This window comes from Pseudarthrobacter sp. MDT1-56, assembly GCF_059383555.1.
The window spans coordinates 1-11,400 of the sequence record NZ_JBWZCK010000025.1 but is presented as its reverse complement, the minus strand read 5'-3'; the positions used below and the strand labels follow the sequence as shown (position 1 = coordinate 11,400).

Below are 11,400 nucleotides of genomic sequence, written 5' to 3'. Positions count from 1 at the left end.
CTGTCATCGTGTACTAGGCACCGACTGGTCTTCGCTCGGAGGCACTGGCAGTGATCATCCGGGACGAAAGAGGACGACGGCGGGAGAGTTCCCGCCGTCGTCCTCTTGGCTAACCGGGGGTCGGCTATTGCCGGACCGCTCCTACTTGGTGACCTGAAGTCCGGTGTCCCAGTTGAAGTCGGCGAACTCCGGATTGGCCTGCATCGTCATGAGGACGAACTGGAACCCTTCCAGTTCGCGGGCGCGCTTGAGCGGACCGACGACCAAGGGGCGCATGCCGCCGGTGCTGACGAAGCCGCTGACGGCAGCGTTTGCTTCCGCATTGTCCCCGGCGATGAAGACGTCCAGCGGCTGTCCGCCCGACTCCCCGGCCACCAGGGTACCTGCGAAGGTCGTGTTGAACGCCTTGACCACGTTGGCGTTGGCGGGGGCAAGCTGTGCGATTTCCTCGGCAGCGGAGTTCCCGGGCTCCACGACCAGGGAATCGAAGGTTTCGAAGTTCACCGGGTTGGTGATATCGACGACAGTCTTGCCCGCCAGAGCGTCGCCGTAGGCGATTACGACGGACTTGGCGGCGTCGAAGGGGACGGCCAGGACCACGATGTCACCCTGCGGGGCGTCGGCTGTGGTGCCGAAGGTAACGCTTGCGCCGAGCTCGGCGGCCAGTTCCTGGGCCTTGGTAGCGTCCTGTCCGAGGATCTCGACGGTCAGGCCGCCGGCGAGAGCGCGGGTTGCGATGCCACGGGCCATGTTGCCGTTACCGATGATGGTGAGGTTGGTCATTGGAGTCTTCTTTCCGAGGATGCGAGCCAGGAGCGATTTCATCAGATTCTGTTTCTCTTGGGGGAGCGTTGCTTGAAGGTTCAACTAAATATAACAGGCTTTAGATTGAAGCGTCAAGCATTTGAAGGGGGAGGGAATCTATGCTTCCATGGAATATAGTTCTGCGGAATGTATGGTGTCTCGCGGATTCGCGGCCCAACAAAACTAATGGATCGGCGTGGGTCGATCGGAAGCCTGAGGTAAGTGATGTTCACACTCGATAGCCGCTCGACTGCGGTCCTGGTGGTCGACATGCAGAACGACAATCTCCACGAGGACGGGGCATTTGCGAGCACGGGGGCGGCGGCGCACGCAGTCCAGCAGGGTGTCGTCCCCAATGTGGTACGCGTCCTGGATGCCGCGCGTGCTGCTGGCGCCGCGGTATTCCACAACCGCATCGTGGTCTATCCCGGCCGCGATGTCGGCGGTGACAACGCTCCCATCTTTAGGATGCTCGGCCCCGGGTCGTTGAAGGTGGGCTCCTGGGGGGCGTCCGCTGTCGAGGGCACCGAGCCGGTCGGTGACGAGATCGTGATCGATCGGATCCGGATGAGTGCATTTAACGGCACTCCCTTGGATATCATGCTGCGGAACCTGGGCACCAAGACCGTGGTGGTGGTGGGCGTGTGGACCAACATGGCCGTGGAGCACACCGCAAGGGATGCCGCAGACCACGGGTACCGCGTAGTCGTCGTCTCCGATGCAACGTCCAGCATCAATGCCGAATGGCAGGAGGCGGCTCTGGGATTCGCGCTTAATAACATCACCGAGATAGTCGACACGGATGCGGTGGAGACCTCATTCGCCACCACAGAGCGTTCGGAGCGCTGACCCCAGAGTCAGGCGTCGGTCTTTGTCCGGCCGGCTCCCGGGCCTGATGGAGGAGACCGTCAGGGCTGGGGGTCGGCAACTAAGGTCACGATCGGGCAGTTCTGTGCCGCAGGTCTTCATCCCGCGGCGGATCCAGCCCTGGAAAGCCGGCCGGGTCCCCTTCGAAAACTCGTCAGTGACTACACGCTTGATGACATCAACCAGGGCTTCGAAAACTCCAGGAGCGGCAAGACGATCAAGCCGGTCGTCATCTTTTGACAAGCCACAGCGACCTCGGAGCCGGCTGTCTCCAGGGGTCCGGGAACTCCGCTGGCCAGGATGATAAGCAATAGATTCCAAAAAGCCCGGCTGGGAGGGTCCCAGCCGGCCTTTTTTGGTCGGAGATGCGGCGATGAGGTTAGTGGGGCAACGCGCGGGCCCCGCCGGAAGGCGTTACGACCTATCGGCGTTAGCCCCTGTGGCGTAAGCGTGGCTGGTCTCTACCATTGCGGCAACCACGTGCAGCTCATTCTCGTCGCGGGGCCCGTAGACCATGACCATGCCGCGAGCCAATCGGATCCCGGCCAGCGGGTGGGCCGTCGCCCAGCCCTTAGCGACGGCGTCCGCGACCAGGTCCGGCGGCAGGGCCAGGTGGAGCGAGCCGTCATGGGAAGGGTGCTGGTGGGCAAACTCACCGGCTGAGGGAACCAAGAACGAATCGACGGAGGCATCGGGCGCCGGCTTCACCATGAGGCCCCGCGCACCCGGGACGGAGATCGCGGACTGCGAGGTTGAGACGCCGCCGAGCAAACGGATCCGGGCGAACAAGCTTTCCTGAAGCTCCAGTGGCGCGTTGTCACTGAGCTGTTCCTGCGGGATGGTCCATGACACTGCGGGACGCTGACCGGCGCGGAGGGGCAGGTGCCCCTCCGGCAGCGCCGCCCAATATACGCTGTCAGCGGTGCGCTCATCTGCGTCTGGACGGGTAAGGAACGAAAAACGCTGGTGAATCCATCCCCCGAGTTCACCGAGCGTCTCAGTGCTGAGGTGGTGCCCCCCAGGGTCGCGGCGGGCATAGGCAGGGGCTGCAGATTCGGCCAGCAGGTACTGCCACGTGCGGTTCAGCAACTCCGGCGGGATAATCCTGTCCTGGTCGCCCTGGGCGACGAAGACCGGCAGCCCGGTCAGCCGGGCCGGCGTGACGGGGACCCCGGCGTCGAACGGCAACGTGCCATAGAGAATGGCCGCTCCGGAAAAGCGTCGCGGATCTGCGAGTATGAGCCCGCCCGCAAATGCGGCGCCCCCGCTGAAGCCGACGAGCACGACAGGCCGTCCGTCCGGGGCAGCAGTATCGAGCCAGTTTCGGAACCACGCCATGGAAGCAGCCAGCGACTCCGCAATCGGGCGGCCGATGCCACGGTTGGCAAACCATGCATATCCGCCGCCCTCGGCGATGGGAGCCCGTACTGCGGCGTAGGCGGGGCCTGGCGGCAACTGGTCAGCAAGGGCAATGATCTCACGCTCGCTTGAGCCGCGGCCATGCAACAGCACCACCAGTGGCGCCGCCGGATCGGAGGAGCCCGCGGTTGCCACCACATGTGATGGGCTCGGGGGTGGTTCTTCCACGGCCGTAGGCTGATCGGGGACTTGCATGATGGCTCCTGCTCGGTTCGTCGGTATTGTGGCTAGTTGAAGCTTCAACCATCGTTCGCGGTCAAGTATTCCTGGATCGACTCCTGGATCAGAAACGCTTGCCGGATGTTTCTGGCACCCGGGCCAGGACGGGGAGCACCGCCAGCGCCACCACGGCTACGAGGGCGCCGGGCAGGAGTGTCCACCCTGTGAGCTGGGTGAGCAGAGTTGCCACATAGGGTGCCAAGCCGCCGAAAACGGCTGTCGCCGACGTCGCGCCCAACGCCAGCCCCGTGAGCCTGCCGGCAGGATGGAACTGTTCGGCGGCCGCGGATGCTGCGACGGCGGTAACGCCGCCGGCCGCGCAGGCCAAGACGACGGCCCCGCAAAGTGCGGCCGCTCCTGAAGTGAAGGACATCAGGGCGAACATGGGTACCGGCAGGACGATGGCAAGGACGCACAGCCACAGCAGCGTCGTCCGCCGTCCGATCCTGTCTGAGATCGCGCCGGCGTAGGGCGCCACCACAATGACCGTGACGGAGGCTGCGGTGGATAGCCACAACGAGCTGGCCTCCGGAAAACCGGAGACCGACGTCAGGTAGGTCGGCACGTAGATGACGCCTACATAGTAGGTAATCGACGCCAACGCGGAAATGGCGAACGTCCTGTAGAGGCCGGCCCGCTGGGTGCGAAGAACGAACCGGACAGGTTCGTGCACTTGGTCCGTTGCCTGCTGTTGGGCAAAGACGGGGGTCTCCCCAAGTCTGGTCCGGGCCGCCAGCGTTGCCACGGCCAGGAGCGCACCGACTGCAAAAGGAATACGCCAACCCCAGTCATCCAGCGCCGCCCGGTCCAGCATCGTCGTCGTGATGGCAGAGACCGCGACGGCCAGCAGGACCCCAATCTCGCTCGCCATGGACGCCAGGGCCGTGACCAGGCCGCGGCGTCCGGGCCGGGCGCCTTCAAAAAGGTACGTACTCACCGCCGGATACTCGCCGCCCACGGAGAACGCCATGACGCACCGCAGGGCAAGGAACGCCCCGCCCGCCACGGCGCCCGCCTGCGCATAGGTGGGGAGTAGTGCGGTCCCGAGCATGGCCACCGCCATGAGGGCCATGCTCACCAGGAGAACGGGGCGACGCCCGAACCGGTCACCAAACCGCCCGAAGAGCAGGGCGCCCACCGGCCGGAGCACGTACGACACCGCGAATATGGCGAGGGTGGCGAGCAGGGAATCCGGGCCTCCGCCGAAGACTACCCGGGAAAGGACCGTTGCCATGAAGAGATACAGGGTGAAGTCGTACCACTCGACGATGGTGGACAGGGCGGCGACGGCGATGGAGACCTTCGGCAGCGCGTCAGGGCGTTGGGCCGGCAGCAGATAGGTTGCCGACCGGCGTGCCGGGTGCCGAGGGGGGCGGCCTGAAGGGGCGAGGAGTGGCATAGGTATGGTCCTGGGTTGGAGGCATGGAAGAACCCGACCCGGCGAAGTGCGGGCCGTAACGGTTCGGAGGCTTTAGGTGGTGACGACGAGTTTGCCGCTGGTGCGGCTTTCCTCCATGTCGGCGTGGGCCTGGACGATGTCATCGAGGGTGTAGATCTTGCCGATGGGGACAATGGCGGTTCCGTCGCTGACGGCCTGCAGGAAGTCCTGAAGCACATTGCGGGGAAGGTCTGCGGCTCCGCCTGTGTAGGAGGTGAGCCGGACGCCCCGGGGGATGTAGTCAATGGGATAGAAGTCCGGGATGGTCCACTGGTTTGAGAGCATGCCGGTGAAGCAGACGACGCCGTGAACCCGGGTGGTGTGCAGCGTGTCGCGCAGGGTCGGGGTGCCGACGAGTTCGAGGGCGGCATCCACGCCGCCGGGAACAATGCGGCGCACGACGGAGGCCAGGTTTCCGTCGTCGATCAGGACGTGGTCGACGCCGATCGAGGCGAGTGACTCCCGTTTGGCCTCGTTGCGCGTTGATGCGAGGACGGTGAGCCCGGCGTGTTTGGCAAGGATGGCGGCGGCCATGCCGACGGACGAGGTGCCGCCGCGGATGAGCAGGCTCTGGCCGGGGCGAATGTCCAGGCCGACGGTGAGGGAGCCCTGTGCCGTCTGGAGCATTTCCGGGATGGCGCCGATGATGGGCCAGGGCAAGTCTGATTCGAACGGAATGACCTGGCGTGCCGGCACGCACGTGTACTCGGCGTAGCCGCCGTCGAACACGCGGCCCATGCCGCCCATCAGGGTGACGACCTTCTGCCCGGCGCCGAATTCGCCGCCGGGGGAGTGCACCACCTCCCCGACGGCTTCGATCCCGGGCACACGGGGAAAGGTAACGCCTTCGGCCAGGCCCAGGCGGGTATGAAGTTCCGAGCGGTTGAGCCCGAACGCCCGGACCCGGATGAGCACTTGGCCGGACCGGGGTACGGGGATTGGCCTATCCCGGATGACCAGAGCCTCAGCTGGCCCGGGGCCGTCCAGCACAACGGCCCGCATGGTGGCGCCGCTCACTGCCGGGCCGCCTGGGAGTCCAGCGCAGGCCGTTGCGCACTGCGCACACGTGCCAGGAGTTCGAGAAGGGTGCTGGCCTCCTGCCGGGCCAGGACCGGGGTGAACCAGCGGGCAAGTTCGGCCTCGACGACTTGACGGGCCTGATCAACCACAGTGGCCCCGGCCGGTGTGAGTTCCAGGAGGGAGGAACGCCGGTCGCCCGGGTTCATCTTCCGCGAGCAGAACCCCGCCGCTTCGACCCGATCAATGAGCTTGCTGGCGCCGCCCACCGTAATGGACAGTGCCGACGCAATGTCGAACACCCTGCAGGCGCCAACGGAGGCAACGACGACCATCGCCTCGTACCTGCCGAGGGGGAGGCCGCATTCCAGTCGCAGGCGGGCGTCAACCGCGTCCCACAACTCCGTTTCGAGGCGGGTCAGCGCACTGAAGAGCGGATAGAAGGCGGTGGGATCGTCTCTGGAGTCCATGGGTCAAGACTAGCAAATAGATTCCACGGAAGATACTTCCTTGAATTCTACTTTTGTCGATGTGATCAGAGAGCAGGATCGATCAGCTGCTTCATTTTCTGGCCGGCCCGGAGTTTTCTCGAACCCTTACTGGACCACTCCGCCGAGGGGATGTCCTCGACCCACCCTGTCGTTTTGTAGTGACCTTTGGTCATGAGGTCGATCGCTGCTGAATGGTCGGCCCCGGTGTAGCAGATGGTCCCTTGGATGCGCCGCCCGGACAGCACGAGGTTGATGAGCGGCGTCGGGAGAGGCTTTTCATTGATCGCCACGCCGACCAGCGGGGGACGTTCGCGGCCGTCAGCGTACCCAGGACTTCATGCAGCGCCCGATCCGTACGGACGCGTGATCGCTTCAAGGAAATGCCCGTCAGGATCCGCGAAGTAGACGCCACGTCCGCCGTCGTTGTGGTTGATCTGCTGCGGGCGAGACCGTCCCGGGTCTGCCCAGTAGGGGATGCCCTGGGCCTGAATCCTTGCGAAGATTCCGTCAAAGTCCTCCTCGCTGACCAGGAAGGCGTAGTGCTGCGGGGAGATGGGCCCGTCTGCCGTGGCGAAATCGAGGGCCACTCCGTGGTCGAGGGGCACGGTCATGAAAGACCACATGGCTTGGGGTTCCGGCAGTCCGAGCGCATTGGCCAGGAACTCCGCCGAATGGCGCTTGTCCGTTGCGTAAACGATGGTGTGGTTGAAAGTGACCGTCATGGTGACCTCCTCGGGTGTGTCTAGTCTGCGACCATCTACGCCCAACGCCGTTCAGATTTCAAGAGCGGCCGCTAGGTCCTTGGAACCTCCATGGGTCAGCATCACGGAATTAGGGCTTTCAGGGCTGATCAGGCCTAGGCGATCGGCAGCACCAGCATGTAGCCGGTCGGCATATCGCTGCTCCAGCGTCGCGGCTCGCGGACGACGAACTGCGTCGCCAACTGTTCGGGGGTGAGCAGGGCGTTGGGCGCGGGGGACGGTCCCCACTGGTCATCGCCGTACGGGTAGAGCGGATCCTGGACACGGATGCCGGTGACCGGGAACTCCGGGAACTGGTCGGGATCGCCGAGCGACTCGAAGCCGCTCATCACCCATACGTGGCGGCCGCGCCACATGACCAGCCCGACCGGCCGATCCGTGTCGGAGATGGCGCGCGCCGCGGTCTGCAGCGCTTCCTCATAGTCGGCGACGCTCACGACGGCGTACGGCCCCATCCCGACCTCGGTTAGCACCTCCGCCCAACCCAAGGGGTTGGCACCGTCGAACGAGTTGAACGACCGTGCCCGGGCCATCTCCCACAGCTCCCCCTGCTGGACGCGATCGGTCCACGCGCCGGCCCCGGTCTCGTCGATGAGGTTGTGCATCATCTGGATGCTCGCCGCCACACACCAGTCAAAGGTGTACTGCGGCACGAAGTCGCCCTCCTGGTAGAGGTTGAGGGCGAACGCCGGCGGCGCCGGGGGCGGCATGGGAACCGGCGTCGGGGTGGGGGACGGGGGCCGGTGAGGAGCGGGGACGTCATCGCGTGCGGCCGGCGGGGCCGAGGAGGTCTGGATCGGCGGATCGGCGGTGGCCTCATCGAGTCTGACCCCGGGCGCGCAGGCCGAGATGAGGGTCGCTAGGATGACGAACCAGACCAGAAGACGGAGCGGGGCACCGATCATGATCGCTCCAGTTTATCGCGACGCGGCGGGAATTTAAGGTCCGGGCCGGCGTTAGGTCTGAGTATGAAAGCAATCGTGTACCGTGCCACCGGCGATCCGTCTGTTCTCGAGCTCGTCGACCGCGAGACCCGTGACCCGGAGCGCGGGGAGGTGCGCGTACGGATCATGGTCTCCGCAGTGAACCCCACCGACTGGAAGTCGCGCCGCGGCGCCAAACCGGGGGAGCCCTTGCCCTTCGCGGAGGTCGTGCCGAACCAGGACGGCGCCGGAGTGGTGGACGCTGTCGGACCCGGCGTCGAGCACCTCCACGTCGGTGACAGGGTCTGGCTGGCCTTGGCTGCTTACCAGCGCGCCGACGGCGGGACAGCGCAGGAGTTCGCCGTCCTGCCGGCCGAGCGGGTCTTTCCGCTGCCGGAGAATGCCGGGTTCGACCTCGGCGCAAGCCTGGGCGTTCCCGCGATCACCGCCCACCGGGCCCTGACCATCGCCGAGGACGGCCCGCGGCGGCTGCGCCCGGGAACCTTGGCCGGCAAAGTAGTTCTCGTCGCTGGAGGGGCCGGCGCCGTCGGCCATGCGGCGATCCAGCTCGCCAAGTGGGCCGGCGCCGTTGTGATCACGACCGTGAGCGGACCGGCGAAGGCTGCACTGGTCACGGCCGCCGGCGCCGATCACGTCATCAATTACCGGGAAACCCACGCGGCCGCGGAGATCCGCCGGATCGCTCCCGAGGGCGTCGACCAGATCGTGGAGGTGGCACCGGCGCAGAACGCTGAACTAGATCTGGCAGTGATCCGCAACCGCGGCTCCATCGCGGTCTACGCCAACAACGGCGGCGATCAGGTGAGCCTGGACGTGCGCAGGCATTTCAGCCTCAACGTCCGCTACCAGTTCGTGTTGCTCTACACCGTTGGCATGGCGGCGGTGCACGCCGCCGCCGAGGACATCAATGCGGCCATCGCCGACGGCGCCCTTCCGGTGGGGGACGCCGCAGGCCTGCCGCTGCATCGCTTTGACCTGGCTGACACGGCTGCGGCCCACACGGCGGTGGAAGAGAGCATCGTCGGCAAGGTGCTGATCGATGTGTCAGCAGGCTGCCGATAACGCTCCGGGGGCCTTTCGTGGATCATCACGCCGTGCAGCGGCGGGACGGAGCGGGCCGAGTAGTCCGGACCGCTCGGCGAATCTGTCGAGTTTGGTGACGACACGGGTATCTCCTTGCTGGACAGCCGCCGGGTTCTCGGACAGCCTCCTGGACGACGCCCAAATAGCACTCTATCTGGCTGAGGCCGCCGTCGGTGTGCGTCCGCGTTCCAGTTCGACGACGAGCTGCCGGGTCCGGTCCGGTCGCTTAACAGGAGTCGCCGCACCAGCCCGGCGCTTCCGGATGACTTAGTGCGCCCGTCGTGCTGCCGAAGGCTTTCCGAACCTTGGGAGCCGAGCTGTTCCGGATACGTGACCGAACTAGCCCGAAATCACGCCTGTTGCCTGGCCCGGGCCGCGGTCCGGTCGGCGTTTTCGTGAGGGATGTTCCGGAGCAGCCAGGTGGCCAGCCAGAAAATAGTCACGGCCAGGCCGATCAGACCCAGCTGCAGCACAGTCTCCGGAAAGATCGTTCGCAAGGCGATGGGAATGGCACTCGCGGTGTACAGCAGGACAGCGCCCTTCGGTACACCTGAGTTGCGCCAGAGAGCCACCATGAAGACCATGGTGCCGAGCAGGAACAGCACTGATACCACTGTCAGGGCGATACCGAGCGGGCCCGCACGCAACGCCATGATTACACCCGGGTCAACGTAGGGAAAGACGAGGTTAAGACAAATGCGACCCCGACGAGGCCAGCCAGCGAAGTTGCGGTGAGCAGGGCACCTGAGACGGCCAGCGCCCCGGTTGTGCGCGAAATCAGCAGTCGAATCAAACAAAGGGTTGATGGCAAGGCCCGCCTTGGACGTCTCAGGAACGCTAGCTGGTGCTGGTGCTGTGGCTGTGTGGTACCTCTGGGCCACGGACACGATAATCCCTTCCGGACCGCGCACATAGGCCATGCGCCGTGTGTGCTCGTACTGGCCGATGTCTTGTTGCCTTCAGGAGTATCCCGGGGACAGTCACTGGATGCAGAACTCGTTCCCTTCCGGGTCGAGCATGGCGATGTGCCAGCCGTCGTCGCAGTCGAACACGGTGGCGAGCGTGGCTCCAGCGTTCACGCAGCGATCGGCGTGGGCGAGGGCCAGTCGGCGTCCGTCCGCGCTCAACTGGGCACCCTCGCTGACATTGATGTCTAGATGTATCCGGTTCTTCGCCGTCTTTCCTTCAGGGACCGGCTGGAAGAACATGCGGGGGCCTTCGCCGGCCGGGTCAATGACGGCGGCACGCCAGAGCGCCTCCGGGGTGCCTTGGTTCGTGGCGAATTCAGCCCAGCTCGAGAATCCCTCAGGCGGCTCCTGGAGGCTGTAGCTGAGGGCCACCGCCCAAAACCGCATCATCGTCTCTATGTCGTGGCAGTCAAAGGTCACCTGGAATGGATAGGACATGGGGCCGCCTTCCGTTCGGATGCAACAACTATGTCACTTCGCCCGGTCATGCGGCTCTCGACGTTGCGGACCATGAAGGGGATGAACGGAGGTGGAACCGATATGAAAAGCCCGGCAACCAAGAGCCCTGCGCGGCATGCCCAAGAGTCCCCAACAAGCGAGGGCCTGACCAGGCCGCGGCCGCTCGTGGAATCCGACGGACGGGTCATATGTAGATACAGAGAAGTGCCGCACCCTGTCAGGTCGGGTGCGGCAGTTAGGGGGAGGCCTTGGTGGGGAAGATCGGGGGTGTGGACAGTGTCCACACTTTGGGTCTCGGACTGGTTCGTACCGGTGCCGAACCGGGCCGCCCCGTATGTTTCAGCGGGAGTCCAGCGTTTGCAAGGGCTGGAACCCGGTTCGAGTCCCACCTCGGGCACGTGTTTTCCCTGTTCACGGGCTTAGGGGCCTCTGAGTGCGCCCAAATGTTCACTTATCGGTCCCTGCGGGGGCCCTGCTCCCTCCGGCAGGCGGCGGTCCACCTGGCCCCTGGGGGCCTGGTGGTCCGTATCCATTACGGACGCCGCCGCCGAAGACTCTGACCGCGAGCAATACCAGCAGCGCGATCCCGATGAGTAGCAGAAGAGCCCAGAGCCACGTCAATCCCATGCCCTGGCCGTAGCCCCACATCATGACCGGCGCCTTTCGCTTCAGAGTTAATCCGAGTCTTCGCGCGGCCTCGGCGGACAGGTAGAGTCCGAGGGCCCCGCTCCACCCGGGCCGGTTCTCAACGCATCCCCACCGCCCCGCGGAGGGCCGGCTGATACTCAGGCCAACGTGGCAAGCAGGGAGGCACAGGCCCTTCACACCGGCGGAAGGTCTCGGCGCAGATCCTGCAGTGCTCGTGCGGTCAGGAGGCCTCGGCGGGCCGGAACGTGACTCCGCCGTCGGTGGAGACGACGACCCCGTTGG

General features: G+C 65.4%; 12 protein-coding genes. 2 read left to right on the top strand and 10 right to left on the bottom strand.

The features are described 5' to 3' along the window. Window positions 1–141 precede the first annotated feature (141 nt). Entirely contained in the window at window positions 142–783 is a 642-nt protein-coding gene (locus AC50YC_RS19565) for an NADPH-dependent F420 reductase (RefSeq protein WP_494954938.1), read from the bottom strand. 246 nt (window positions 784–1,029) lie between these two features. Here AC50YC_RS19565 and AC50YC_RS19560 point away from each other — a divergent pair, with 246 nt between their 5' ends. Then, a complete protein-coding gene (locus AC50YC_RS19560) occupies window positions 1,030–1,653 on the top strand; it encodes a cysteine hydrolase family protein (protein ID WP_494954937.1) in 624 nt (207 codons plus the stop codon). A gap of 432 nt (window positions 1,654–2,085) precedes the next feature. Here the strand turns inward: AC50YC_RS19560 and AC50YC_RS19555 are convergent, their stop codons facing one another. The 7 genes from AC50YC_RS19555 to AC50YC_RS19525 all read right to left on the bottom strand — a co-directional run bounded on the left by AC50YC_RS19555 (window position 2,086) and on the right by AC50YC_RS19525 (window position 7,921). Continuing rightward, on the bottom strand, window positions 2,086–3,258 hold the full coding sequence (locus AC50YC_RS19555; protein WP_494954936.1) for a luciferase domain-containing protein: 1,173 nt from the start codon (window positions 3,256–3,258) through the stop codon (window positions 2,086–2,088). A gap of 115 nt (window positions 3,259–3,373) precedes the next feature. After that, window positions 3,374–4,708, bottom strand: coding sequence for an MFS transporter (locus AC50YC_RS19550; protein ID WP_494954935.1), 1,335 nt, complete (start codon window positions 4,706–4,708; stop codon window positions 3,374–3,376). 72 nt (window positions 4,709–4,780) lie between these two features. After that, window positions 4,781–5,764, bottom strand: a complete 984-nt coding sequence (locus AC50YC_RS19545) for a zinc-binding alcohol dehydrogenase family protein (protein ID WP_494954934.1) — start codon at window positions 5,762–5,764, stop codon at window positions 4,781–4,783. Next, window positions 5,761–6,234, bottom strand: coding sequence for a MarR family winged helix-turn-helix transcriptional regulator (locus tag AC50YC_RS19540; RefSeq protein WP_494954933.1), 474 nt, complete (start codon window positions 6,232–6,234; stop codon window positions 5,761–5,763). The genes AC50YC_RS19545 and AC50YC_RS19540 overlap by 4 nt, the downstream gene beginning before the upstream one ends. 65 nt (window positions 6,235–6,299) lie before the next feature. Then, window positions 6,300–6,545 (bottom strand): hypothetical protein, encoded by a 246-nt coding sequence (locus tag AC50YC_RS19535; protein WP_494954932.1) that lies wholly within the window; start codon window positions 6,543–6,545, stop codon window positions 6,300–6,302. A gap of 45 nt (window positions 6,546–6,590) precedes the next feature. Next, window positions 6,591–6,977, bottom strand: a complete 387-nt coding sequence (locus AC50YC_RS19530; protein ID WP_494954931.1) for a VOC family protein — start codon at window positions 6,975–6,977, stop codon at window positions 6,591–6,593. 134 nt (window positions 6,978–7,111) lie between these two features. After that, window positions 7,112–7,921, bottom strand: coding sequence for a hypothetical protein (locus AC50YC_RS19525; RefSeq protein WP_494954930.1), 810 nt, complete (start codon window positions 7,919–7,921; stop codon window positions 7,112–7,114). A 63-nt stretch (window positions 7,922–7,984) separates the two neighbouring features. Here AC50YC_RS19525 and AC50YC_RS19520 point away from each other — a divergent pair, with 63 nt between their 5' ends. Next, window positions 7,985–9,022 (top strand): NADPH:quinone reductase, encoded by a 1,038-nt coding sequence (locus AC50YC_RS19520; RefSeq protein ID WP_494954929.1) that lies wholly within the window; start codon window positions 7,985–7,987, stop codon window positions 9,020–9,022. A gap of 371 nt (window positions 9,023–9,393) precedes the next feature. On the opposite strand, the gene AC50YC_RS19515 is transcribed toward AC50YC_RS19520, so the two are convergent. Further along, window positions 9,394–9,696: a hypothetical protein gene (locus AC50YC_RS19515; protein ID WP_494954928.1), complete on the bottom strand. Its 303-nt coding sequence runs from the start codon at window positions 9,694–9,696 to the stop codon at window positions 9,394–9,396. Between the two features lie 327 nt (window positions 9,697–10,023). Continuing rightward, window positions 10,024–10,449: a VOC family protein gene (locus AC50YC_RS19510; RefSeq protein ID WP_494954927.1), complete on the bottom strand. Its 426-nt coding sequence runs from the start codon at window positions 10,447–10,449 to the stop codon at window positions 10,024–10,026. Window positions 10,450–11,400: the final 951 nt, after the last annotated feature.